This window comes from Streptomyces sp. NPDC001770 (assembly GCF_053596135.1).
The window spans coordinates 32,576-57,671 of record NZ_JBSFFN010000035.1 but is presented as its reverse complement, the minus strand read 5'-3'; the positions used below and the strand labels follow the sequence as shown (position 1 = coordinate 57,671).

General features: G+C 71.8%; 21 protein-coding genes. 6 read left to right on the top strand and 15 right to left on the bottom strand.

Translation table 11 applies throughout. The features are described from left to right. Positions 1–69: 69 nt before the first annotated feature. Positions 70–468, bottom strand: a complete 399-nt coding sequence (locus ACWCSV_RS27275) for a VOC family protein (RefSeq protein ID WP_451146568.1) — start codon at positions 466–468, stop codon at positions 70–72. 152 nt (positions 469–620) lie between these two features. Here ACWCSV_RS27275 and ACWCSV_RS27270 point away from each other — a divergent pair, with 152 nt between their 5' ends. Beyond that, a complete protein-coding gene (locus ACWCSV_RS27270) occupies positions 621–1,649 on the top strand; it encodes a helix-turn-helix transcriptional regulator (protein ID WP_451146566.1) in 1,029 nt (342 codons plus the stop codon). Positions 1,650–1,774: 125 nt separating this feature from the next. Here ACWCSV_RS27270 and ACWCSV_RS27265 read toward each other — a convergent pair whose 3' ends face one another. Both ACWCSV_RS27265 and ACWCSV_RS27260 read right to left on the bottom strand, forming a co-directional pair. After that, positions 1,775–2,308 (bottom strand): alkyl hydroperoxide reductase, encoded by a 534-nt coding sequence (locus tag ACWCSV_RS27265; RefSeq protein WP_451146564.1) that lies wholly within the window; start codon positions 2,306–2,308, stop codon positions 1,775–1,777. A gap of 12 nt (positions 2,309–2,320) precedes the next feature. After that, positions 2,321–2,875: a peroxiredoxin gene (locus ACWCSV_RS27260; protein ID WP_328719654.1), complete on the bottom strand. Its 555-nt coding sequence runs from the start codon at positions 2,873–2,875 to the stop codon at positions 2,321–2,323. A gap of 133 nt (positions 2,876–3,008) precedes the next feature. Here ACWCSV_RS27260 and ACWCSV_RS27255 point away from each other — a divergent pair, with 133 nt between their 5' ends. Next, complete coding sequence (locus tag ACWCSV_RS27255) at positions 3,009–3,974, top strand: LysR substrate-binding domain-containing protein (RefSeq protein ID WP_451146562.1); 966 nt, start codon at positions 3,009–3,011, stop codon at positions 3,972–3,974. 47 nt (positions 3,975–4,021) lie between these two features. Here ACWCSV_RS27255 and ACWCSV_RS27250 read toward each other — a convergent pair whose 3' ends face one another. The 5 genes from ACWCSV_RS27250 to ACWCSV_RS27230 all read right to left on the bottom strand — a co-directional run bounded on the left by ACWCSV_RS27250 (position 4,022) and on the right by ACWCSV_RS27230 (position 9,012). Next, on the bottom strand, positions 4,022–6,403 hold the full coding sequence (locus ACWCSV_RS27250; protein WP_451146560.1) for an FtsX-like permease family protein: 2,382 nt from the start codon (positions 6,401–6,403) through the stop codon (positions 4,022–4,024). Next, complete coding sequence (locus ACWCSV_RS27245; RefSeq protein ID WP_451146558.1) at positions 6,400–7,116, bottom strand: ABC transporter ATP-binding protein; 717 nt, start codon at positions 7,114–7,116, stop codon at positions 6,400–6,402. The genes ACWCSV_RS27250 and ACWCSV_RS27245 overlap by 4 nt, the downstream gene beginning before the upstream one ends. Further along, positions 7,113–7,637, bottom strand: coding sequence for a PadR family transcriptional regulator (locus ACWCSV_RS27240; RefSeq protein WP_451146556.1), 525 nt, complete (start codon positions 7,635–7,637; stop codon positions 7,113–7,115). The genes ACWCSV_RS27245 and ACWCSV_RS27240 overlap by 4 nt, the downstream gene beginning before the upstream one ends. A gap of 140 nt (positions 7,638–7,777) precedes the next feature. After that, the gene (locus tag ACWCSV_RS27235) at positions 7,778–8,032 is read right to left on the bottom strand and encodes a hypothetical protein (RefSeq protein WP_451146554.1); all 255 of its coding nucleotides are present in this window, start codon (positions 8,030–8,032) and stop codon (positions 7,778–7,780) included. After that, a complete protein-coding gene (locus ACWCSV_RS27230) occupies positions 8,029–9,012 on the bottom strand; it encodes an SPFH domain-containing protein (protein WP_451146552.1) in 984 nt (327 codons plus the stop codon). Before ACWCSV_RS27230 ends, ACWCSV_RS27235 begins: the two co-directional genes overlap by 4 nt. A 314-nt stretch (positions 9,013–9,326) precedes the next feature. On the opposite strand from ACWCSV_RS27230, the gene ACWCSV_RS27225 reads away from it, so the two are divergent. Beyond that, a complete protein-coding gene (locus tag ACWCSV_RS27225; RefSeq protein WP_451146550.1) occupies positions 9,327–11,561 on the top strand; it encodes a transglycosylase domain-containing protein in 2,235 nt (744 codons plus the stop codon). Between the two features lie 92 nt (positions 11,562–11,653). Here ACWCSV_RS27225 and ACWCSV_RS27220 read toward each other — a convergent pair whose 3' ends face one another. The 6 genes from ACWCSV_RS27220 to ACWCSV_RS27195 form a co-directional block, all read right to left on the bottom strand. After that, positions 11,654–13,117: a catalase gene (locus ACWCSV_RS27220; RefSeq protein ID WP_451146548.1), complete on the bottom strand. Its 1,464-nt coding sequence runs from the start codon at positions 13,115–13,117 to the stop codon at positions 11,654–11,656. A 168-nt stretch (positions 13,118–13,285) separates the two neighbouring features. Beyond that, the gene (locus tag ACWCSV_RS27215; protein ID WP_451146546.1) at positions 13,286–15,211 is read right to left on the bottom strand and encodes an ATP-binding SpoIIE family protein phosphatase; all 1,926 of its coding nucleotides are present in this window, start codon (positions 15,209–15,211) and stop codon (positions 13,286–13,288) included. A 516-nt stretch (positions 15,212–15,727) separates the two neighbouring features. After that, positions 15,728–16,414: a cytidylyl-2-hydroxypropylphosphonate hydrolase gene (fomD, locus tag ACWCSV_RS27210; protein ID WP_451146544.1), complete on the bottom strand. Its 687-nt coding sequence runs from the start codon at positions 16,412–16,414 to the stop codon at positions 15,728–15,730. 110 nt (positions 16,415–16,524) lie between these two features. Continuing rightward, complete coding sequence (locus ACWCSV_RS27205) at positions 16,525–17,928, bottom strand: class II fumarate hydratase (protein ID WP_451146542.1); 1,404 nt, start codon at positions 17,926–17,928, stop codon at positions 16,525–16,527. A 164-nt stretch (positions 17,929–18,092) separates the two neighbouring features. Then, positions 18,093–19,397 (bottom strand): M18 family aminopeptidase, encoded by a 1,305-nt coding sequence (locus tag ACWCSV_RS27200; RefSeq protein WP_451146540.1) that lies wholly within the window; start codon positions 19,395–19,397, stop codon positions 18,093–18,095. A gap of 619 nt (positions 19,398–20,016) precedes the next feature. Beyond that, on the bottom strand, positions 20,017–21,693 hold the full coding sequence (locus tag ACWCSV_RS27195) for a fumarate hydratase (protein ID WP_451146538.1): 1,677 nt from the start codon (positions 21,691–21,693) through the stop codon (positions 20,017–20,019). 205 nt (positions 21,694–21,898) lie between these two features. Between ACWCSV_RS27195 and ACWCSV_RS27190 the strand changes: the two genes are divergently transcribed. Then, positions 21,899–22,594, top strand: a complete 696-nt coding sequence (locus ACWCSV_RS27190) for a DUF1707 SHOCT-like domain-containing protein (RefSeq protein ID WP_451146536.1) — start codon at positions 21,899–21,901, stop codon at positions 22,592–22,594. Between the two features lie 221 nt (positions 22,595–22,815). After that, entirely contained in the window at positions 22,816–23,190 is a 375-nt protein-coding gene (locus tag ACWCSV_RS27185; RefSeq protein WP_451146534.1) for a WhiB family transcriptional regulator, read from the top strand. 84 nt (positions 23,191–23,274) lie between these two features. Here the strand turns inward: ACWCSV_RS27185 and glpX are convergent, their stop codons facing one another. After that, positions 23,275–24,306, bottom strand: a complete 1,032-nt coding sequence (glpX, locus tag ACWCSV_RS27180) for a class II fructose-bisphosphatase (protein WP_451146532.1) — start codon at positions 24,304–24,306, stop codon at positions 23,275–23,277. 156 nt (positions 24,307–24,462) lie between these two features. Between glpX and ACWCSV_RS27175 the strand changes: the two genes are divergently transcribed. Next, complete coding sequence (locus tag ACWCSV_RS27175) at positions 24,463–24,981, top strand: DUF4245 domain-containing protein (protein ID WP_451146530.1); 519 nt, start codon at positions 24,463–24,465, stop codon at positions 24,979–24,981. Positions 24,982–25,096 lie beyond the last annotated feature (115 nt).

Genomic DNA, 25,096 nt, shown 5'->3' with positions numbered 1-25,096 from the left:
GCCCCGGGACCCACGGGTCCCGGGGCTCCCGCGTGCGAGGGGTCGCGCGGTGTCCGGCAGCCCGGGCCGTCAGCGGGCGGCCTTCGCCACGGCCGCCGGGGTGACCGGGGTGAAGAAGTTGACGAGGGTGCCGTCGGGGTCGCGGAACAGCAGCGACCGGTTGCCCCAGGGCATCGTGGTGGGCTCGGTGACGAAGTCGGTGACGAAGCCGGTGAGGTTCCCGTACACGCGGTCCACGTCCTCGACGAGGAACTCGATGATCACACTGTGGTTCTCGGCGGGGCGGGCGGAGCCCGGCGCGAACAGCGGCACGGTGCGGGTACTGCCGATGGCGAGTGTGGCGCCGGAAGTCCTGATCTCGGCGAAGTCCTCGGTGGACCAAGCCGCCGGCACCCCGGTGGCCTTCTCGTAGAACTCGACGAGACGCGAGATGTCGCCGGTGATGATCCGGATCGATGCGAGGTCCATGGTGGTCTCCCTGGGACGGTGGAATCGCTGGCACCTCGCACGCTAGAAGCGATACGGGACAGAAACGGTCCGGTATCGGCGGTGGGATTCCACAGGGTTCCCGAGGGCTCCCGGGAGCCCGGGCTCGCGGGAGCCCGCGCTAGGCTCCGGGCATGTCCCGCCCCGCCGGCCGCGTGCTCGCCCTCCTGGAGCTGCTGCAGTCGGGCGGCGTCCGGACGGCCGCCGAGCTGGCCGGCCGGCTCGGCGTCGACGCCCGCACCGTGCGGCGGTACGTGGACCACCTGACCGACCTCGACGTGCCCGTCGAGACGGTGCGCGGCCGCTACGGCGGATACCGGCTCGGCCCCGGCTACCGCATGCCCCCGCTCATGTTCAGTGACGACGAGGCCCTCGCCGTGCTGCTCGGCCTGGTCGCCGGGCGCCGGGCCGGGCTGACGACGACGGCGGACACGGCGGGTGAGACGGCCGCCGCCAAGATCCGCCGGGTGCTGCCCGAGCGCGTCGCCCGCAGGCTCGCCGCGGTTCTGGAGGCCCTGGCCTTCACGGCTCCGCCCGGCGAGCCGGCCACCCCGGACGCCGGGGTCCTGCTCACCGTCGCCGACGCGGTACGGCACCGCCGGCCGCTCTCGGTCCGGTACACCGGCCGCGACGGCCGGCGCAGCGAGCGCGGGCTGCACCCGTACGGGATCGTCGCCCACGAGGGCCGCTGGTACGTCACCGGCACGGACCCCGGGATCGGCGAGGACCGGACCTTCCGGCTCGACCGCGTCGCGGGCGCGAGGACCCTGCCCGGTTCGTTCGAGGCGCCCGAGGGGCCCGGACCGGCCGAGCGGCTCCTGTCCGGGTTCGCAGCGGCCGCGTACCGGCACCGGGTGACCCTGCGGATCCACGGCACGGCCGAGCAGATCCGCGCCCGGCTCCCCGCAGCCGTCGCGAGCCTGGAGGAACTCCACACGGGCGGGGACGGAACCGGCGGGGACACGGGCGGGACGACGGGTGCGGACACCGCCTCCGGGGCCGAGCGCTGGCACCGTGCCGAGCTGCGGGCGGAGCGGCTCGACTGGCTGCCCCCGGTACTCGCCTCGCTGGACCGGCCGTTCGCCGTCGAGCGCCCGGACGAACTGCGGGACCTCGTCGTCGCGTACGCCGACCGCTTCGCCGCCCGCGCCCGCCGGACCTGATGCGGGCGGGCCGGCGCGCGGCAGAGAGAGGGGAACGCGCCCCGAGGGGAGAGGCGCGCACCAAAGAAGGACCCCGCGGACGGTCGGTCGTCCGCGGGGTCCTTCTCGTACAAGGTACCGCTGTCCTATTCGGCGAGCACGGCCTCGGCTTCGAGGGTGACGCCGACGGCCTGGAGCACCGAAGCGATCTTCACGGCTTCCTGGATCGTCTCACGGTCCACGCCGGCCTGGCGGAGCACCTGCTCGTGGGAGTCCAGGCACTGGCCGCAGCCGTTGATCGCGGAGACGGCGAGCGACCACAGCTCGAAGTCGACCTTCTCCACACCCGGCTTGCCGATGACGTTCATCCGCAGACCCGCACGGAGGTTGCCGTACTCCGGGTCCGACAGCAGGTGCCGGGTCCGGTAGAAGACGTTGTTCATCGCCATGATGGCGGCGGCCGACTTCGCGGCGCTGTACGCCTCCGCGGAGAGGTTGGCCTTGGCCTCCGGCTCCAGCTCGCGCAGGACCTTCGGCGAACGCGAGGCGATCGCGCAGGCGAGCACGGTGCCCCAGAGCTGCTGCTGCGGCAGCTCGCTGTTGCCGATGACCGAACCGAGGTTCAGCTTCAGGTCCTTCGCGAAGTCCGGTATGGCGGACTTGAGTTCGTCGAGTGCCATGGTGGTATCAGCTCACTCGCCGGAGAGGAGGGCGACCGGGTCCAGGGTGTTCTCGCCCTTGGTCCAGTTGCACGGGCACAGCTCGTCGGTCTGCAGGGCGTCGAGGACCCGCAGCACCTCCTTGGGGTTACGGCCCACGGAACCGGCGGTCACCATCGTGAACTGGATCTCGTTGTTCTGGTCGACGATGAAGACGGCGCGCTGCGCGAAGCCGTCCTCGCCCTCGATGCCGAGGTCACGCATGAGCTCGTGCTTCGAGTCGGCCATCATCGGGAACGGCAGGTCGGTCAGGTCCGGGTGGTCCTTGCGCCAGGCGTGGTGCACGAACTCGGAGTCGCCGGAGAAGCCGAGGATCTGCGCGTCACGGTCGGCGAACTCTTCGTTCAGCTTGCCGAAGGCGGCGATCTCGGTCGGGCACACGAAGGTGAAGTCCTTGGGCCACGCGAAGACGATCTTCCACTGACCCTCGTAGGTCTTGTGGTCGATCTGCGCGAACTCCTTGCCGCTCTCCAGCGACACGCAGGCGGTCAGGTCGAACTCGGGGAACTTGTCACCAACAGTGAGCACACGATCTCCTAGCAGGTCAGGAATTCCCCTTTTGGGGGCCTTCCTGGAGGGTTGGACTGGCTCCACCTTGGCACAGAGTGCATTGATCGCGGAAATAGCTACACTCGGTTCCGATGATCGGAGGTACCTATCAGTGGCTCAGGCAATCCAGGGCAATAGGACCAAACAACCCAGCCTCTCGCAGCTGCGCGCCTTCGTGGCCGTCGCAGAGCACCTGCACTTCCGGGATGCGGCGGCGGCGATCGGGATGAGCCAGCCCGCCCTCTCGGGGGCCGTCTCCTCACTGGAGGAGGTGCTCGGCGTCCAGCTCATCGAGCGGACGACCCGCAAGGTGCTGCTCTCGACGGCGGGCGAACGCCTCGCGCTCCGCGCCGGAGCGGTCATGGACGCGCTCGGCGCACTCGTCGAGGAGGCCGAAGCGGTACGGGCGCCGTTCACCGGAACCCTGCGGCTCGGCGTGATCCCGACCGTTGCCCCGTACCTGCTGCCGACCGTGCTGCGCCTGGTCCACGACCGGTACCCCGAACTCGACCTCCAGGTCCACGAGGAGCAGACCTCCTCGCTGCTGGAAGGGCTCTCCGCCGGACGGCTCGACCTGCTGCTGCTCGCCGTGCCGCTCGGCCACCCCGGGGTGACCGAGCTGCCGCTCTTCGACGAGGACTTCGTGCTGGTCACCGAGCGGGACCACCCGCTCGGCGGGCGCGCGGACCTCCCCCGCGAGGAGTTGCGCGGCCTGCCGCTGCTGCTGCTCGACGAGGGCCACTGCCTGCGCGACCAGGCGCTGGACATCTGCCGCGAGGCCGGGCGTACGGACGGGGCACCGGTGACGACGACCGCCGCCGGGCTCTCCACCCTGGTGCAGCTCGTCGCCGGGGGCCTCGGGGTGACCCTGCTGCCGCGCACCGCCGTGACCGTGGAGACCGGCCGCAACCCGGCGCTCGCCACCGCCCGCTTCGCCGAACCCGCCCCCTCGCGGCGGGTCGCGCTGGCCATGCGGACCGGGACCGCCCGGCACGAGGAGTTCGGCCAGTTCGCCGCCGCGCTGCGCGAGGCGATGGCGGCGCTGCCGGTACGGATGACGGCCGCCGGGGAGGAGTGACCCCCCGGCGGCCACCGCCCCGCCGTGCCCCGCCGACCGCCGGCCGGCTACTCCGTGCGCAGCCCGTCCGGCCGCATCAGGCGCCAGAGCGCCGGCAGCGAGAGCAGGGTCACCAGCAGGACGAGCCCGGCGCCCACACCGGTCATCGGCAGGAACAGCCACCAGTCGGAGACCTGCTTCGCGGTCATCCAGGTGAGCGTCCAGCCCAGCACCAGCCCGCCGGCGACCGCGACCACCAGACCCGCGGCCACCGGGATCGCCGTCTGCCACAGCACCGACCAGCCCAGCGTCGAGCGCCGGGTACCGAAGGCCACCAGGACCGACAGCAGCCTCCGCCGCTCACGGAGCTGCTCCAGCTGCTGCACCAGCATCGAGGCGCCGATCAGCAGCAGGGTGGCGGTGCCGCCGACCTTGACGGCCGTCTGGATGCTGGCGTAGCGCCCGTCGCGCTCGGTCGAGTTCAGGGCGACGACCCGCATGGCGGGGTCGATCCGGGCCGCCGTGTTCCGTACGTACTCCGAGACGTCCGGCACGCTCTCGTCGATCTTCACCTCGGACACCACGGTCGCGCCGGGAAGGGTGGCCGGGTCGATCGCCCCGCGGGTCGCGAGGATGCCCGTGGTCTCCTCGCCGTGCGGGTCGAGCCGCCCGGTGACGGTCCGTGCCTCGGCCGGAAGGGTCCAGTAGACCGGCTCGCGGACCTCCGGCCCGGAGCTGTAGGAGGCGATCTTGACCTGCTTGCCCTTGCGTGCGGCCTCGTCGACCCAGTCGGACATCTCCTGGTCGTGGGCGGGGTGCGCGACGAAGGTGTCGCCCTCCGCGCAGGTGGTGATCCGGGCCAGCTCCTTCAGGGTCGCGCAGTCGCCGACGGTGATCGAGGTGGTGGGCTCGACCTCGTCCTCGGTGTACGTGCCCGGCTTCGTCGCGAACACCTCCACCCTGCCGATCACCTGCTTCACGCCCTTGGTCGCGCGGAGTTCCTCGATCGCGCGGGTGGCGCCTCCGCCGGAGACGTTCTCGGACACCATGTAGAACTGGGCGCGGCTGGGGTCCTGGCCGGTCATCCGGTTGAAGTCGGCGTTCATCGCGGCGAACAGCATCTGAAGCGCGACCGCACCCGCCACCGCCACGGTGATCCCGCTGACCGTCCGCGCGGCCGTCCCGGCGCTGAGCTGGAGCCTGCGGCCGGCGAGCTGCCAGGGCACCGGGCCGCCGCGCAGCCGGTTCACGCACCCCTCCAGGAGCCAGGGCAGCAGCAGAGCCAGCCCCAGCAGGACCAGCACCGCGCCGGCGACGATCGGATACGGAGCGGCCGTCTCGTCCTCGCCCGTCCGCCCCTGCACCGCGAAGATCCCGAGGCCCGCCAGCGGCACCAGCAGCCGCCACCAGAGCCGCCGCCGGCGGCCCGGCCCCTCCCGGACGACCCCCAGCGGCTCCACCACCACGGACCGCATGGCGACCAGGGTCACCACCACCGAGCAGAGCGGTACCGCGCACACGATCAGCGCGACCAGCGGCACCGCCGGGGCCAGGTCGGCGGGGAAGACGCTCTGCTCCCAGACCGAGAGCGAGCCGACGAACGGACGCCCCGCCAGAAAGATCAGGGCCCCGGTGAGCAGCCCGAGCAGCGCCCCGAAGAGCGCCTCCCCGGCCGCGATCCAGCGGACCGAGCCGATGTCGGCGCCCACCAGGCGCAGCGCGGCGAGCCTGCGGTCCCGGCGGTCGCCGCCGAACCGCACGGCGGTGGCGATGAAGATGGCCACCGGCATCAGCAGCACCACGCCGACCATCACGCTGAGCACGACGAGCAGTGGGTCGAGCGGCGGGACGGGCAGCCCGTTGCCGTAACCGGTCAGCCGGTGGCCGCCGTTGTCCGCGGTGAGGGTGGAACTGCCCAGGTAGAAGCGGAGTTCGCCGGGAGAGACCAGACCCGCGTCGGTGATCGTGCCCTCGACGGCGTACGGCAGGCGCTCCCGCAGCAGCCCCGCGTCCGAGGACTTCAGCAGCTCGGCCAGGGCGGGGGAGACGTACATCCGGCCGGCGGCGGGGACGCGCGCCAGGCCGGCCGGCAGCACCGGGTGCGAGCCGTCGGCGCGCATCAGCGTGCCCTGGACGGCGTGATTGTGGAACTCGGTGTCGATCGGCTTGACGAGAACCGTGCGGTCCGTCCTCCCGTTGGATTCGGGAGCGAGGGACGCCAGGCTCTCCACCCGGGCGTCGCTGCGGTGGCTCCGCTCGTCCAGCAGGTGCGGGACGGCGGAGGCGACGAGCAGCAGGGCCACCCCGATGCCCACCCCGACGGAGGTGAGCAGGGTACGGACCCAGCCCTCGCGGCCGCCCGCGGCGGCGAAACGGACACCGAGCCCGAGGTCGCGCAGCCGGGCCGGGGTACGGGAGGTGGTGCGGGGCCTGGCGCCGGGGTCGGTCATACGGCGTACTCCAGGTCGGTGGCCCGGCCGTCCCGGACGGTGACGTCCCGGTCGGAGTAGGCGGCGACCCTCGCCTCGTGGGTCACCAGCACGACCGCGACCCCGGAGGAGCGGGCGGCTTCGGTGAGCAGCTCCATGACCCGCTCGCCGTTGAGGGAGTCCAGCGCACCGGTCGGCTCGTCCGCGAAGAGCACCTTCGGGGAGGAGGCGAGGGCGCGCGCGACCGCGACACGCTGGCCCTGACCGCCGGAGACCTCCCCGGGGCGCTTTCCGGCCACCTTTTCGACCTCCAGCCGCTCCATCCAGTGCAGCGCGGTCCGCTCGGCCGCCCGCCGGCGGACGCCGCTCAGCCGCAGCGGGAGCGCCACGTTCTCCACGCAGGTCAGCTCGGGGACGAGCTGGCCGAACTGGAAGACGAACCCGAACTCGGTGCGGCGCAGGGCGCTGCGCTCCGCGTCGGACATCGAGGAGAGCTCGCGGCCCGCGTAGGTGACCGAACCGGAGTCGGGCGTGATGATCCCGGCGAGGCAGTGCAGCAGCGTGGACTTGCCGGAGCCGGAGGGGCCCATCACCGCGACGACCTCGCCGGGGTGGACGGAGAAGGACGCGCCGTCGAGCGCGGGCGTCGCGCCGTACGTCTTGCGCAGGTCGCGGGCGGCGAGCAGGGGGCCGGAGAACGGGGAGCCGGAGAGGGGGGAGCCCGGAAGCGTCACGGGGCGACCACCTCGGTGAGCTTGTCGAGCCGGGCGGCGGTCAGTTCCAGCCACCGCAGATCGGCCTCCAGGTGGAAGAGCGCGTGGTCGCAGATCAGCTGGTCGGCGAGGTCCCCGTCACGCTTGCGCGCGGTCAGCGTCCGCATCAGCCGCAGGTGTTCGGCGCGCTGCGCGTCCAGTACCCGGGCGGCGCCGCGGCCGGTCAGGATCGCCAGCACCACCTTGGTGTACAGCGTCGACTGGAGGTACGGCTCCGGCTTCTCCGGCTGGGCGAGCCAGGTGGAGACGTCCGTGATCCCGGCGTCCGTGATGGCGTACCGCTTGCGCTCGGGACCTCCGTCGCTCTCCACGCCGTCGACCTCGACGAGCCCGTTCTTCAGCAGCCGGGACATGGTCGAGTAGACCTGCCCGTAGTGCAGCGGGCGGTCGTGGCCGAACTTCTCGTCGAAGGTGCGCTTCAGGTCGTAACCGTGGCGGGGGCCGGACTCCAGGAGCCCGAGCAGGGTGTGGCCGATAGACATGCGGAGCACTGTACACGGCATGTATACCTACCGTGTATAGCTGGCCGGAAGTCGAGAGTGCCGGGGGTGGGCGCACCGGGGTGGGCGCACCACGGGTGGGCTCACCGGGGGTGGGCGCACCACGGGTGGGCGCACCGCCCTCAGTCCGGTGCGCCCGCCCCCGGCTCCGTGCCGGGCGCCTTCGGGGGACGGCCCCGGCGGGCGATGGGCGTCGTCGTGCCGGGCAGCCGGCCCGCCTCCGCCAGCGCCCGGCGCAGCAGGAACTCGATCTGCGCGTTGGCGCTGCGCAGTTCGTCGGAGGCCCAGCGCGCCAGCGCGTCGTGCACGGCGGGGTCGAGCCGCAGCAGCATCTGCTTGCGCTGCCGCGGCCCGCGCCCGGGGGTTTCGTCGGTCACTGGTAGAGCGTGCCCGTGTTCAGGACCGGCTGCGCGGCGCGATCCCCGCAGAGGACCACCATCAGGTTGCTGACCATGGCCGCCTTGCGCTCCGAGTCCAGCTCCACGATGTCCTGCTCGGCGATCCGGGTGAGTGCCATCTCGACCATGCCCACCGCACCCTCCACGATCTGCTGCCGGGCCGCCACGACCGCCCCGGCCTGCTGCCGCTGGAGCATCGCCGAGGCGATCTCGGGGGCGTACGCGAGGTGGCTGAAGCGCGATTCGATGATCTGGACCCCGGCCGCCTGCACCCGGGCCATCAGCTCGACGGCCAGCTTCTCGGTGATCTCCTCGGCGTTGCCGCGCAGGGAGAGGCCGCCCTCCTCGTGGGCGTCGTACGGGTACTCGATGGCGATGTGCCGGACGGCCGCCTCGGTCTGGGTGGCGACGAACTCCAGGAAGTCGTCCACCTCGAAGAGGGCCTGCGCGGTGTCCTCGACCTTCCAGACGACGATCGCGGCGAGCTCGATGGGGTTGCCGTAGGCGTCGTTGACCTTGAGCACCGCGGTCTCGTGGTTGCGGACCCGGGTGGAGATCTTCCGGCTGCTGGTGAGCGGATTGACCCAGCGCAGTCCGTCGGTCCGGATGGTGCCGACGTACCGGCCGAAGAGCTGGACGACCCGGGCCTCGCCGGGCGCGACCATCTTCACCCCGCTCATGCAGAAGAAGGACGCGATGACGACCAGGATGCCGACGATCACCAGGGCCGCACCGAGGCCGTCGCTGCCGCCCGAGCCGAGGACCCCGCCGACGACGATCACGCCGACCCCGACGAGGACGCCGACGACGGTGAGCAGCAGGCCGAGGCCGCCCGGGATGGAGTGGGCGGTCACCTCCCGGACCTGCGAGGCCGGCATCTGCGGCGCGTCGACGGGCAGCCCGGTGCTGGGCGTCGGTGTGGACGGGGCGGGCTGGCGGTCGTTGTGCTGTTCGGACACGGGGTCCCCCGATTCGTCTGTCCCCCCGCGGACGCGGGGAAGTTCACTGCTCTCAAAGTGATATCACATTAACGGTTTTCGCAACCGTGGAGCCCTCCGGGGAGTCGGTTCCTGGAGAAGCGGGTGCTGATTCTCACGTCCGGAAAAGGCCGGATCGCTTGCTTTTTGTCCGTCCCGACAGTGTTAGCTGTCTTGGCTGGGCAGAGCTGACGGCAGAACTGACGGCAGGGCTCACGACGGTACGGACGGCAGGGCCGGCCGGACCGACGGAGCCGCGGGGGACCGACCGACCGAGAAACAGGAGCGACACAGCGATGGGGCGAGCGGATGAGCGTCGTGCCCGCAGCCGCGAGGCGCGGGCCGGCAAGAGGGGCGGCATACGCGGGCTCTTCACCTGGAAGCGGATGCTGGGCACGTTCTTCGGTCTCTGCCTGCTGGTGATGGGCGCCTTCGTGGTGCTGTACCTGTACGTACCGGTGCCCGAGGCGAACGCCCAGGCGCAGAAGCAGAGCAACGTCTACAAGTACAGCGACGGCACCGTGCTCGCCCGCACGGGCGACGTCAACCGGGAGATCGTCGACCTCGCGCAGGTCCCGAAGGCGGTGCAGCACACCTTCGTCGCGGCCGAGAACAAGTCCTTCTACCAGGACAAGGGCGTCGACCTGAAGGGCACCACCCGTGCCCTGCTCAGCACCGTCTCCGGCAAGGGCAAGCAGGGTGGCTCGACCATCACCCAGCAGTACGTGAAGAACTACTACCTCACGCAGGACGCGACGGTCTCCCGCAAGCTCAAGGAGCTGGTGATCTCGCTCAAGGTCGACCAGAAGATGAGCAAGGACGACATCCTCGCCGGGTACATCAACACCGCCTACTACGGCCGCGGCGCCAGCGGCATCCAGGCCGCCGCACAGGCGTACTACGGCGTGGACGCCTCCAAGCTCGACGTCTCCCAGGGCGCCTACCTCGCCTCGCTGCTCCAGGCCCCCAGCCAGTACGACTGGGCCACCGCGACCCCGACCGGAAAGCGCCTGGTCAAGGCGCGCTGGGCCTACACCCTGGACAACATGGTCGAGAAGGGCTGGCTCAGCGGCGCCGACCGCCAGGGCCTGAAGTTCCCCGTCCCGAAGACGCCCAAGGCCGCGCCCGGCATGGAGGGCCAGAACTACTACCTGGTCGAGGCGGCCAAGGCCGAGCTCAAGAAGCAGGGTGTCACCGACGAGCAGCTCGAGGCCGGCGGCTGGACCATCACCCTCAACATCGACAAGAAGCGTCAGAAGCAGCTGGAGAAGTCGGTCGACGACCAGCTGGAGTCGAAGCTGGACCGGAAGGGCAACAAGGTCGACGCCACCGTCCAGGCGGGCGCCACCTCGGTCGACCCGAAGACCGGCGGGGTCGTCGCCCTCTACGGCGGAGTCGGCCTCCCCGACCACTACGTCTCCAACGCCACCCGCAGGGACTACCAGCCCGCCTCCACCTTCAAGCCGCTGGTGCTCGCCTCCGCCCTGGAGAACGAGTCCACCACCCAGGACGGCGACCTGATCGGCCTGAACACGACGTACGACGGCACCAGCAAGCGCCCCGTCGTCGGCAGCGACACCCCGTTCGCCCCGCAGAACGAGGACGACCAGGACTACGGCGACATCAGTGTGCAGAAGGCGTTGAACGCCTCGGTCAACTCCGTCTTCGCGCAGATGGTCGTCGACGTGAACCCCGCCAAGGTGAAGAAGACCGCGCTGAGCCTCGGCCTGCCGGACGAGAACTTCCCCGAGCGCCCCGCCATCACGCTGGGCACCATGAACGCCTCGACGTGGGACATGGCCGGCGCCTACGCGACCCTCGACAACCACGGCAGGAAGGTCACGCCCTTCATCGTGAAGTCGGCCGAGCACCGCGACCGCACGGTCGCGGCCGTGGACGGCGTCGGCAAGCAGGTGATCAGCCGCAAGTCGGCCGACACCGTGACCAAGGCGATGACCGGCGTCATCGACTCCGGCTCCGGCCAGGCGGCCAACACCACCGCGTACGAGGCGGCGGGCAAGACCGGTACCTCCGAGAACAACAAGGCGGCCTGGTTCGCGGCCTACACGCCCGAGCTGACCACCGTCGTCGCGCTCTACGGCGAGTCCCCGAAGGAGGGCGGCGGCCAGGTCAGCCTGACCGGCACCGCCAACTCCGGCCGCGCCAACGGTGGTGGCTTCCCCGCCCGGATCTGGGCCGACTACACACTGGGGGCGCTGAACGGCGGCTCCGACGCCCAGTTCGACCTGGAGGACGTGGAGGCCGGCGAGGTGCCCTACACCCCGCCGCCGAGCCCCACCGCGTCCGCGTCGCCCACCCCGACGCCGAGCGCCACGACCCCGTCCCCGTCGGCGACGCCCTCGCAGGAGCCGACCCAGGAGACCCCCTCGCCGGACCCGAGCCAGTCGACCCCCACCGAGCCCAGCGAGACGCCCTCCGACGGCGGGTACGACCCGGGCGACGGCGGCGACGACAGCGGGGGCGTCACTCAGCCGACGGAGCGCCCGGGCGGCGGCGGCCTGCTCGGCTGACCCGCGCACACGACCGAGGGGCGGCCCGCGCACACGACTAGGGGCGGTACCGGAGACGATCCGGTACCGCCCTCACCCGTTCGGGCGGCCGATCAGCCGCCGTTGACCTTCGCGGCGACCCGGTCGCCGAGGTCCTTGTCGACGTTGCGCCAGTACCGCAGCGCGCGCTCCAGCACCGGGGCGCTCACCCCGTCCAGCAGATGGCCGGAGATGTTCGAGACCAGCCGGTCCCGCGCCGCGTCGTCCAGGACCTGGCGCACCAGCGTGCCCGCCTGGCCCCAGTCGTCGTCCTCGCTGTGCAGCTTGTACGCCTCGTGGACCATCTCGCCCGCCGTCGCCCACCCGGCGGGGTCGCCGAACCGGGCGGTGTCCGCCTCCGGACCGCCGTACGAGTTCGGCGCGTACACCGCTCCCGTCCGCGACGGCTCGTACCGCATCGGGCCGTCCTTCGCGTACGAGTTCACACCGTGCCGGGGCCGGTTCGGCGGGAGCTGCGCGTAGTTCGGGCCGATCCGGTAGCGGTGCGTGTCCGGGTAGGAGAAGAGCCGGCCGAGCAGCATCTTGTCCGGCGACGGGCCGATGCCGGGCACCAGGTTCGACGGCTCGAAGGACGCCTGCTCGATGTGGACGAAGAAGTCCTCGGGGTTCTCGTCGAGCGTCATCCGGCCGACCTCGGTCAGCGGGTAGTCGCCGTGCGGCCACACCTTGGTCAGGTCGAACGGGTTGAACCGGTAGTCCGGCGCGTCCTCGAACGGCATGATCTGGACCCGCAGCGTCCAGCTCGGGTGGTCGCCGCGTTTGATCGCCTCGAACAGGTCCCGGCGGTGCACGTCGCCGTCGGTCCCGGCCATCGCGTCGGCATCGGCCTGCGTGTAGAAGTCGATGCCCTGGTCGGTCTGGAAGTGGTACTTCACCCAGAACCGCTCCCCGCCCGCGTTCACCCACATGTAGGTGTGCGAGCTGAAGCCGTCCATGTTCCGGTACGTCTTCGGGATGCCCCGGTCGCCCATCAGCCAGGTGACCTGGTGGGCGGACTCCGGGGAGAGCGTCCAGAAGTCCCACTGCATGTCGTGGTCGCGCACCCCGCTGTCCGGGCGTCGCTTCTGCGAGCGGATGAAGTCCTGGAACTTCATCGGGTCCCGTACGAAGAAGACCGGCGTGTTGTTGCCGACCATGTCGTAGTTGCCCTGCTCGGTGTAGAACTTCAGCGCGAAACCGCGGGGGTCGCGCCAGGTGTCGGGCGAGCCCTGCTCACCGGCGACCGTCGAGAAGCGCGCCAGCATGGCGGTGCGCCTGCCCGGCTGGAACAGGTCGGCCTTGGTGAACTGGCTCACGTCGTTGGTCACGACGAAGGTGCCGTACGCCCCCGATCCCTTGGCGTGCACCACCCGCTCGGGGACCCGTTCACGGTTGAACTGGGCCATCTTCTCGATCAGGTAGTGGTCCTGGAGCAGGATCGGGCCGTCCGCACCGACGGTGAGCGAGTGTTCGTCGCTCTCCACCGGAATCCCGGCGTTGTTCGTGGTGTACGGAAGCTTGCGGGTCTCCTCGGTCACGAGCGTCCTCCCGTCGGGGTGGGGGGTGGGGGCAGGAGGTGCCCGGCGTTGATCCACCGGACACCCACCGGGCCGCTCTGACGTTCGGGTCCGAGTCAACTCTCCGGCCCCGGGGTCGGCAACACGTGCGCCGGCCCCCGACAGGGCCTACCACCCTCGTACGCCCTTCTACTGTCCCCGGGTCGCCATCTCGAACCAGACCACCTTGCCCGAGGAGAGCCGCGTCGCCCCCCACCGCCGGGCCAGCCGGTTCACCAGGAACAGACCGCGCCCGTTCTCGTCCGTCTCCCGGGCCCGGCGCTGCCGGGGCAGCTGCGGCGAGTCGTCGCCGACCTCGCAGCGCAGGATGTCGGTCCGCAGCAGCCGCAGCGTCACCGGCCGCTCGGCATACCGCACGGCATTGGTGACCACCTCGCTGACCAGCAGCTCCACCTCGTCCGAGAGGTCGGCGTCCATGTCCCAGCGCTCCATCGCCCCCCGGGCCAGCCGGCGGGCCCGGCCCGGCGCCGAGTCCTCCGGGTCCAGGGACCAGTACGCCACGTCGTTCGGCGCGATCCCGTCGAAGCGGGCCGCCAGCAGCGCGATGTCGTCGTCCCGGTCGCCCGGCCCGAGCATGTCGAGCACGTCGTCGCAGAGCGCCTCCAGCGGCGGCGAGTGGTCCGGACCGGTCAGCCGCGCGGTCGCGGCCAGCCGCTCCCGCAACTGCTCGATGCCGGTCCACACGTCCCGCACCCGCGACTCCACCAGGCCGTCCGTGTACAGCAGCAGCGTGCCGCCGGCCGGTGCGTCCAGCTCCACCGCCTCGAAATCGACCCCGCCCACCCCGATCGGGGCGTTCGGCGGCACGTCGAGCACCTCCGCCCGCCCGCCCAGGTGCAGCAGCACCGGCGGCGGATGACCCGCGTTGGCGACCGTGATGCGGTGCGCCACCGGGTCGTACACCGCGTACAGGCAGGTCGCCATGCGGTTCTCGCCGAGCCGCTGCGCCTGCTCGTCCAGGTGGTGCAGGACCTCCTGGGGCGGCAGGTCGAGACCGGCGAGCGTCTGCGCGGTGGTGCGCAGCTGCCCCATGATCGCGGCCGAGGTCATCGAGTGGCCCATGACGTCGCCGACGACCAGCGCGACCCGGCTGCCCGGCAGCGGGATCGCGTCGTACCAGTCGCCGCCCACCCGGGCGGTCTCGGCGGCGGGGAGGTAGCGGGAGGCGAGCCGCACCCCGGTGGGCTGCGGCAGCGAGTCCGGCAGCATGGTGCGCTGGAGCTCGTCCGCGATGTACGCCTCGCGGCCGTAGAGGACCGCCTTGTCGATGCCGAGCGCGGTGTGCGTCGCGAGCTGCGCCGCGACCAGCAGGTCGTTCGCCTCGAAGGGGGCGCGCTCGGTGGTCCGCAGGAAGACGGCCGAGCCGATGACCCGCCGCCGGCCGCGCAGCGGGGCCAGGATCGCGCGGTGGCCGGTGGGCGCGGGCCGCCCGGAGCCGAGCAGCTCCGGCAGGGCCGACCGGGCCGCCGCGTTGTCGCCGAAGACCGGGCGCACTCCGCGCAGCACCTCGCCGAGCGCACCGCCGTTGCGGACCTCGCAGAGATCCGCGACGGGCAGCAGATCGGTACCCGGGTCGATCACCGGCGGTCTGAGCCGTTCGGGGTCGTGGAGCGCGTCCACGTCCTCCTCGGCCGTCCGCAGCCGGTCGCTGCGCCGCAGCCGCAGCACGAACGGCTCCACCGGCCGCTCGTCGCCCACCGGCAGTGGATCGCGCAGGTAGATCAGGATCTCGTCGCAGAAGGTCGGCACGCTGGCCCGGCAGAGGCCGAGCACGATCTCGTCGAGATCGATGCCCCGGGCGATCCGGCGGGTGGCCGCGCCGACGAATCGCAGCCGGTCGCCCTCGCGCCGCGACGCCGCCTGCGGGTCCGGCGCGGCGAGTGCGCCGGCTGCGGCGGGCGCGGTGCCGGGGGCTCTGGGCGCTCCGGCGGGTCCCGGGATGGCCGCGGCCGTCGCGGTGGCCGGCGCGGCGTCCTGCTGCCGGGGCCGGGTGCGCTCCTGCGGCCGGGCGGCGAGAGGCCGGTGGCCTTCGTGGGAGGTGGGGTGCTCCGTCACGCGTGGGGTTCCGTCCGTCCGGGCCGGTTGTATGAGGCAGTCACCTCGTGGGGCGACACTCTGCCCCGGTGAGAGCGGTGGGAACAACGGCGCTCACCCGCGACCGCCGCGCGCGGGGCCGAAACCTTGCGCACACGTGACCGGGTACTGACAACGTTTTCGGTGCCCGAGGTGCCCGAGGTGCCCGAGGTGCCCGAGGTGCCCGAGGTGCCCGAGGTGCCCGCCGCGTCCGAGGTGTCCGGGACACGTGACGCGGTCCCGGCCGCGCGGACCGCGCCGGTGGCGACGGCGGCCGTGCCGGGGTGTCCACCCGCTCGTGCGAGCACCACGCCTCCACCCCCTCGTAGTGGCTTCCGCGACCGTGCGTTCCGTCCGGGCCGAGCCGGGCGGGTGGTACGGCGTGTGCGGTGTCGCCTGTGACATGCGGTCAGGTCCGGTGGGCGGTACGCGGGTTGTCGCGCACGGGCCCTCGGGAGGCTGATCCTACGGGCGCCCCCCACGGGTGATTCAAGAGTCTCACGACGGCGTGCGCGCGCGGGTGCGGTCCCAGTCATCCGGCAGCGCCGGGACGGGCCAGGCCGGATCCGGCCGCCAGTGCTCCCAGCCGTCCCGGAACGGGGACCCCCACGCCTCGATCACCGAGACCGCCGCGAGCCCTGCCCTGCGTACCCGCTCGGCCGTACCGGTGTCCATCAGGCCGACCCGCTGGGCCTGTGCGAACTCGTCCTCGTCGAGCCACTTCCAGCTCCGGTCGGGGTTCACCGAGATGTCGAGGAAGTGATCCTCGGAATCGACTCCAGAACTCCAACGAGTGAGCGGCTCTTCGAAGTTGACGTACCAGTTCCGGAAGACCCAGCCCCGGTCCCAGAAGAGCCAGACCGACCAGGGCTCACCCGGCCGCGCGAGCTTCAGCACACCCATGCCCCACCAGGTGTACCGGTCCGTGGTGCGCGGCACCGTGTAGCGGGTGGCCAGCGGTTCCGTGTGCACCTCGGTGCCGTTCGCGAGCACCGGGCGTACGCACTCGGTGCCCGGCGCCATCCACACCGCGAGGAGCTCCTCGGTGTCCTGCACGACCGTGACCGGACGGCAGATGCGCAGCGGCGGAGCGTGTGTGGCCCCGAGCTCGCTGCCCTTGTCCCGGTAGCGCCAGAGGATGTGGTCCCCGGGTGCCCAGCGTGTGTGCTCTCCCGTACCTTCCATGAACAGATCTTACGGACGCCGCCGCGCGGGCGCTGCGATACGTATCACCTCGCCGCCCGTACCCGGACGGGCCGTCAGCAAAAGCTGACGGTCCGTCCGGGGTGGCCGCCTCACGGCCTGGTCATGCGCAGGACGTCCAGCGCCGCGTCCAGCTGCTCCACCGTCAGGTCGCCCCGCTCCACGTACCCGGAGGCCAGTACGGTCTCGCGGATCGTGGTGCCGTCGGCCAGCGACTTCTTGGCCACCTTGGCCGCCTCCTCGTACCCGAGGTACTTGTTCAGCGGGGTCACCACAGAGGGCGAGGACTCCGCGTAGGCGCGGGTCCGGGCGGTGTCGGCGGTGATGCCGTCCACCGTGCGGTCCGCCAGCAGCCGCGCGGCGTTGGCGAGCAGCCGTACGGACTCCAGCAGGTTCTTCGCGATGACCGGCATCATCACGTTCAGCTCGAAGTTGCCCGCCGCGCCCGCCACCGCGACCGTGGCGTCGTTCCCCATGACCTGCGCCGCGACCATCAGCACCGCCTCGGGGACCACCGGGTTCACCTTGCCCGGCATGATCGAGGACCCCGGCTGGAGGTCGGGCAGCGCGATCTCGGCCAGCCCGGTGCGCGGCCCGGAGGCCATCCACCGCAGGTCGTTGGAGATCTTGGTCAGCGAGACCGCGACCGTACGCAACTGGCCCGAAACCTCCACGAGCCCGTCCCGTGCCCCCTGCGCCTCGAAGTGGTTGCGGGCCTCCGTCAGCGGCAGCCCCGTCGTGCCCGCGATCTCCGCGATCACTGCCGCGGAGAACCCGGGCGGAGTGTTGATCCCGGTGCCGACCGCCGTACCGCCCAGCGGGAGTTCGGCGAGCCGGGGCAGGGAGGCGCGCAGGCGCTCAACGCCGTAGGAGATCTGCGCCGCGTACCCACCGAACTCCTGTCCAAGGGTGACGGGCGTCGCGTCCATGAGGTGGGTACGCCCCGACTTGACGACCTCCGCGAACTGGCGCGCCTTGCGCTCCAGCGACGCGGCCAGGTGCTCCAGGGCCGGGACGAGGTCTCCGGTGACGGCGGCGGTGGCGGCGATGTGGATCGAGGACGGGAAGACGTCGTTCGAGGACTGCGAGGCGTTGACGTGGTCGTTGGGGTGCACGTCACGTCCGAGCCGCTCGGAGGCCAGGGTGGCGATCACCTCGTTGGTGTTCATGTTGGACGAGGTCCCCGACCCGGTCTGGAACACGTCGACCGGGAAGTGGTCGTCCCACCGGCCCTCCGCCACCTCGGCGGCGGCCCGCTGGATCGCCTCGGCGACCTCCGGATCGAGCACCCCCAGACCGGCGTTGACCTTGGCGGCCGCCGCCTTGATCCGGGCCAGTGCCTCGATGTGGGCGCGCTCGAGGCGCTGGCCGGAGACGGGGAAGTTCTCCACCGCCCGCTGGGTCTGCGCGCGCCACTTGGCGTCCGCCGGGACCCTCACCTCGCCCATCGAGTCGTGCTCGACACGGAATTCCGCCGGGTCCTGTGCATCGGTCATGTTGTTCGAACCTCCTGTGCCGTTGAGCGCGCGCCGTCGCGGGGCTATTCCCCCGGGGCGGTGTCCCGCCCGCCCCGGAGCCACCCTCTCCCGCCCCCGTACCCCGCGCGCACGCGGCACGCGGGGTGCGAGGAGGACGACGGGCGGGGCCGGCGCCCGCCCGCTCAGGCCGCCGTCAGCACGGCGGACAGCGCCGCCGCGAGATACGCCGGGTCCTCCGCCCCGCACAGCTCGCGCGCCGAGTGCATGGAGAGGCCGGGGACCCCGACGTCGAGCGTGGTCACCCCGAGCCGGGCGGCGGTCAGCGGGCCGATCGACGTGCCGCAGGGCATCGCGTTGTTGGCGGCGAAGGACTGCCACGGCACCCCGGCCCGGTCGCACGCCTCGCGGAACAGCGCGACCCCCGTGCTGTCGGTGGCGTACCGCTGGTTGGTGTTGACCTTCACCGTCGGGCCGCCGTTCGGCAGCGGGTGGTGGCCGGGGTCGTGGCGCTCCTGGTAGTTGGGGTGCACGGCGTGGGTCATGTCGGCCGAGACGCAGAAGGAGCCGGCCAGCGCCCGCGCCCAGTCCTCCGCGCTGCCGCCGCGCGCCGCCACCGCGCGCGACAGCACCCGCTCCAGCAGCGGGCTCTGCGCCCCGGTCTGCGAGGCGCTGCCGACCTCCTCGTGGTCGAAGGCCGCCAGTACCGGGATGTACCGGGGCTGCTCGACGGCGGTCGCGGCGTCCGCCAGCGCGGTGGTCCCCGCGTGCACGGAGACCAGGTTGTCGAGGCGGGGCGCGACCACGAACTCCCGCTCCACGCCCAGGTATCCGGGTGGCTGGACGTCGTGCAGCATCAGGTCCCAGCCCAGCACGTCCGCCGGGTCCGCACCGGCCGCCGCCGCGACCCGGCGCAGCAGCGCGCCCTCCTCGGGGGTGCCGAGCGACCACACCGGGGCGAGGTGGCGCTGCGGGTCGAGCAGCGCGCCCTCGTTGACCTTCCGGTCGAGGTGGATGGCGAGTTGCGGGACGCGCAGCAGCGGCTCGTCCATCCGTACCAGCAGCTCGCGCGGGGCGCCGGGGGTGCTGCCGCGCAGGGTGAGCCGGCCGCTGATGCCCAGGTCGCGGTCGAGCCAGGTGTTCAGCGGCACCCCGCCGTAGATCTCGACGCCGATCTGGCGCCAGCCCGCCGAACCGGTGTCGGGGTTCGGTTTCACCCGCAGGTTCGGCGAGTCGGTGTGACAGCCGACGATCCGCAGGGGGGTGTGCACGGGTGCGTCCTCGGGGACGTACCAGGCGATCAGCGCGCCCGCGCGGGCGACGTAACAGCCGCCGGTCGTACCGCTCCAGTCGTCCGTGCCGCGCAACTCGCGGAATCCCGCCTTCTCCAGGCGCGTCACGGCGCTCGCCACCGCGTGGTAGGGGGAGGGGCTGGCGGCGATGAAGGCCAGCAGGTCGTCGGTGTGGCTTCGGTGGAGGGCCGGCGTCATGCGTCGTCCGCCTTTCCGGTGGTGTGCGACCGCGAGGGTGGGGCACGGGGGTTGTCGGCGTTCTCCCCGCCGCTCGCGGTACGCGGGCGAGTTGGGCGCGTACGGATCGTGCGGGCGGTGGGATTGCCCGGCGGATCAGGGCCGGACGCGCTCAACCCACCGCAGACGCCGGGCGCCGCGCAAGCCCGTCCCCGGGCGCGCTGCGGGAAAGGGGCGGTGGTCCGGGCACCGGCCGGGCCTCCGGCCAAGCGGGCGGCGCAGGCTGCGGAGGGCGGGGGACGCGGGCACACCGCACCGGGCGCCGGGCCGAATTCGCTGTCCGCGTGCGCCGGATGCGCTCTCAGGGGAGCCGCACCACGGGGCAGGGGGCGTCGCCCGCGCACCACCGGTCCGCCGCGCCGGGAAGAGCGGCCGTCACCTGGCGTCATTTCGCGAAATTGGCTTGAATTCGTCGGTGCGCTCACGGGCGCGGGCGCGGTCGCCGGTTCGCCCGCGGGCGTCTCGCCGGGTGGCTCACGGCGGCTTGCGGCGGCTCGCGGCGGCACCGGAAAGGCACGGGGCGTCCCTCGGAATGCCTCCGCGTGTACGGAGTACGGAACGGGCCCGCGGCCCGTACGGATCAGGCGAGGCCGGGGCCGCGCACCGGGATGCTGGTGAAGGTGGGTGCCGGGGCGGGCTCGGTGAAGAAGTCGTTGCCCTTGTCGTCCACCACGACGAACGCGGGGAAGTCCTCGACCTCGATCCGCCAGACCGCCTCCATGCCGAGCTCCTCGTACTCGACGACCTCGACCTTCTTGATGCAGTCCTGCGCCAGCCGGGCCGCCGGGCCGCCGATGGAGCCCAGGTAGAACCCGCCGTGCGCGCCGCACGCGTCGGTGACCTGCTTGCTCCGGTTGCCCTTCGCCAGCATCACCTTGGAGCCGCCCGCCGCCTGGAACTGCTCGACGTAGCTGTCCATCCGGCCGGCCGTCGTCGGGCCGAACGATCCGGAGGCGTACCCCTCGGGCGTCTTCGCCGGGCCCGCGTAGTACACCGGGTGGTCCTTGAGGTACTGCGGCATCTCCTCGCCCGCGTCCAGCCGCTCCTTGATCTTGGCGTGCGCGATGTCGCGCGCCACGACCAGCGGACCGGTCAGCGAGAGACGGGTCTTGACCGGGTACTTGGTCAGCTCGGCGAGGATCTCGTCCATCGGCCGGTTGAGGTCGATCCGCACCACGTCGCCGGACTCGTCGAGGTGCTCGTCCGTGGTGTCCGGCAGGAAGCGCGCCGGGTCCGTCTCCAGCTGCTCCAGGAAGACGCCCTCGGCGGTGATCTTCGCGGTCGCCTGGCGGTCGGCGGAGCAGGAGACGGCGATGGCCACCGGCAGCGAGGCGCCGTGCCGGGGGAGGCGGACCACGCGCACGTCGTGGCAGAAGTACTTGCCGCCGAACTGCGCGCCGATCCCGATCTTCTGAGTCAGCTCGAAGACCTTCTCCTCCAGCTCCTCGTCCCGGAAGCCGTGCCCGGTGGGGGAGCCCTCGCCGGGCAGCTCGTCGAGGTAGTGCGCCGAGGCGTACTTGGCCGTCTTCAGCGCGAACTCCGCAGACGTGCCGCCGACCACGATCGCCAGGTGGTACGGCGGGCAGGCCGCGGTGCCCAGCGAACGGATCTTCTCCTCCAGGAACTTCATCATGGAGGCCTCGTTCAGGACGGCCTTCGTCTCCTGGTAGAGGAACGACTTGTTCGCCGAGCCGCCGCCCTTCGCCATGAAGAGGAACTTGTACGCGCCGCCGTCGGTGGCGTACAGCTCGATCTGCGCGGGCAGGTTGGAGCCGGTGTTCTTCTCCTCCCACATGGTGAGCGGAGCCATCTGCGAGTACCGCAGGTTGAGCTTGGTGTACGCGTCGAAGATGCCGTGCGACAGCGCCTCCTCGTCACCGCCCTCGGTCAGCACGTTCTGGCCGCGCTTGCCCATGACGATGGCCGTGCCGGTGTCCTGGCACATGGGCAGCACGCCGGCGGCGGCGATGTTCGCGTTCTTCAGCAGGTCCAGCGCCACGAACTTGTCGTTCGAGGACGCCTCCGGGTCGTCGACGATCCGCCGCAGCTGGGCCAGGTGGGTCGGGCGCAGGTAGTGGGAGATGTCGTGCATCGCCTCGGCGGCCAGCGTGCGCAGCGCCTCGGGCGCCACCTTGAGGAACGTACGGCCGTCGGCCTCGAAGGTCGAAACGCCTTCGGAGGTCACCAGCCGGTACGGCGTGGTGTCCTCTCCCACGGGGAGCAGATCGGAGTACGCAAACTCTGGCATTTCGGCCATTCCTTACTCGGCGACAGCGGCTGACCTCCCTTGGACAGCGCACCCACCAGGGTAGAGCTCGGGAGGGAGGGCGGGTCTGTGAGGTAAGGCTCACCCGGCGGGACGCGGGAAGCCCGCTCCTCGAAGCTCGCGGAACGTCCACGGAGCGGAACGCTCTCGGAACACCATCTAGTCGCGATCTATCGCGTTTGGGTACGCTGGGCCGGTGGACCTCGAAAAGCAGCCTCAGCAGTCCCCGCGGCCGACGGCCACGGCCGCCGCCCCGTCCTCCGGGCCCTCCGGCCTCCGCGCGTCCGACGCCGACCGCGACCGGATCGCGGACATCCTGCGGGAGGCGGTGGCCGAAGGGCGGCTGACCGCCGAGGAGCACGCGGAGCGGGTCGAACTCGTCTACCGCGCCAAGACCGTCGGCGAGCTGGAACCGCTGGTGAGCGATCTTCCCGCCGCCGGGAGCCCCGCGCCGGGACGCGCTGCCGAGAGCCCCTTCGCGTACGAGACGGGCGTCGCCTCCGCCGACGCGGAGAAGCTCGTCGCGGTCTTCAGTAGTGCGACGCGCAGGGGCCGTTGGCGGGTCGGCGGGCGCACCCACGCGTTCGCTCTCTTCGGCACGGTGGAGATCGACCTGACCGAGGCGCTGTTCGGGCAGCGGCTCACGGTCATCAACGCGACGTCGATTTTCGGCAATGTCGAGGTCAAGGTTCCGGAGAACATCACCCTGCGCGGCAGCGGCACCGGGATCTTCGCCAACTTCGAGGTGGAGAACACCGAGTCCGCCGATCCGGAGGCGCCGGTCGTCGTCGTCAACGGCTACTCCGTCTTCGGAAACGTCGAGGCCAAGCCCAAGCGGGGCAAGCTGATCGAGAACCTCCAGCGCCAGCTGCGCAAGCACCTCGGCCACTGAGCGACCGGCCGGCGCGCACCGGCCGACGGGTGGGCGGCGGGGCCGCGCGAGGGCGGTGCGACGGCGCGTCACGGGGGCGAGAGGCGCTATTCGGCCAGAGTGCGGGCCGAGCCCTCTTGCACGCCCCGTTCGGCGGTGCCACTCAGCGCATAGCTGTGCGTACAGCGGGTAAAGAATCCTGCATCGTCTCTCGCTCGCGAAGCCGTCGTCAGGAGTAGACCGTGCTGCAACTGCCTCATCAGCCCCTGCAGGTCGCCGCTGTGCCCGCTCAGCGAGCTCCCGCACGGGAAGACCAGGCGGGCCCCTGGCATTCCGAGGCCGTGTGCCGCCGGGACGAAGCCGGGCTTTTCTTCGCGCCGTCGAAGGAGCCGACAGCCGCCCGGCTGTCCCGTGAGGACGCCGCTAAGCGGGTCTGCGCCCGCTGCCCCGTCATGGTGGAGTGTCAGGAGCATGCCCTGATGCAGCCGGAGCCGTACGGGGTCTGGGGCGGTCTCACCGCCGCCGAGCGGCGGGTGGTGCTGGCCCGCAGGCGCCGGCGCGACATGGAGCTCAAGGCGGCCGCGGCCGCCAAGGGGCCGATCGCCGCCGCCGGCTGACCCGCGTACGACGCGAAGGGGGCCACCCGCCCGGTGGCCCCCTTCGCGTTCCGCCGGCGCGGTGCGCTCGTCCGGATCGCGGGTCTACTGCGCCCGGTCGAAGTCGATCGCGCTGTACGCGCGCAGCTTCGACAGCCGGTGCGTGGAGGAGATGGTGCGGATCGTGCCGGACTTGGACCGCATCACGATCGACTCCGTGGTGGCGGTCTCCGCCCGGTAGCGGACTCCGCGCATGAGTTCACCGTCGGTGATCCCGGTCGCCACGAAGAACACGTTGTCGCCGCGGACCAGGTCGTCCGTCGACAGCACCCGGTCCAGGTCGTGCCCGGCGTCCAGCGCCTTCTGCCGCTCGGCGTCGTCCTTCGGCCACAACTTGCCCTGGATGACACCGCCCAGACACTTTATGGCGCAGGCCGAGATGATGCCCTCGGGCGTGCCGCCGATGCCCATGAGCAGGTCGATGCCGGTGCCCTCGCGCGCGGCCATGATCGAACCGGCCACGTCGCCGTCCGAGATGAACTTGATCCGGGCCCCGGTGTCCCGGATCTCCTTGACGATGCCCTCGTGGCGCGGGCGGTCGAGCACGACGACGGTGACGTCCTCCGGCGAGGAGTGCTTCGCCTTCGCGACCCGCCGGATGTTGACCGCGACCGGCGCGTCGATGTCGACGAAGTCGGCGGCCTCGGGCCCGGTCACCAGCTTGTCCATGTAGAAGACGGCGGACGGGTCGAACATCGCTCCCCGGTCGGCGGCGGCCAGTACCGCGATGGCGTTGGGCATGCCCTTGGCGTTGAGCGTGGTGCCGTCGATCGGGTCCACGGCGATGTCGACCTCGGCGCCGGTGCCGTCGCCGACCCGTTCGCCGTTGAAGAGCATCGGGGCCTCGTCCTTCTCCCCTTCGCCGATGACGACCACGCCGTTCATGGAGACCGTGGAGACGAGGGTCCGCATGGCCCTCACCGCGGCCCCGTCGGCACCGATCTTGTCGCCGCGTCCGACCCAGCGGCCGGCGGCCATGGCGGCGGCCTCGGTGACCCGGACCAGTTCGAGGGCGAGGTTGCGGTCGGGGGCCTCCGGAGAGACTTCCAGCTGGGACGGCAGATGGTGCTCGGGCATCGGAGCACGCCTTTCTGTACGACGACGACCGGAAATGAGCGTGCTTCGACTCTATCGGTAGGCCGATAAAATGAGCAGGGCGCCCCACGGATGAGCGCGCGGGTCCCGGCCGGGGTCCCGGGCGGTTGCTCGATGGCCGCATGCCACCATGTATCCGTGGCAAGCAAGCGAGGCAAGCAGACAATCCGGGACATGTTCCTGTCGTTGGTGTTGATCGTCGCCGCGGCCGGCGTCATCTACGTCTTCGTTCCGCACGACGACAAGGCCGACCCGGTCCAGGCCGTCGACTACCGCGTCGAACTCGCGACCGCGCGCCGCGCGGCCCCTTACCCGGTGGCCGCCCCGTCCGGGCTTCCCGACGGCTGGAAGGCGACCTCCGTCTCGTACGACGGCGCCGACGGCAGCAGTTGGCACCTGGGCTTCATCGACCCCGACGGCAGGTACGTCGCGGTGGAGCAGTCCACGACGCCCGCGAAGAAGTACGTCCCCGACGTCAGCCAGGACGCCGAGGACACCGGCCGCACCGAGACCGTCGCGGGCCAGAAGTGGCAGTACTGGAAGGGGGCGAAGTACGACGCCCTGGTGCTGGACGCCGACGGAGCCACCACGGTGGTCACCGGCTCCGCCCCCACGAAGCAGCTGGTCGCGATGGCCACCGCGCTCACCACGTCCTGAACCCGGCCCCTCCCTCTTTCCCTCCGGGGCCCTGCCCCGGCTTCCGCTTCCCTCCGGCGGCTTCGCCCCGGCTCCCCAGGACGTCGAGAGCTTCCCCGGGACGTCGAGAAGCCCG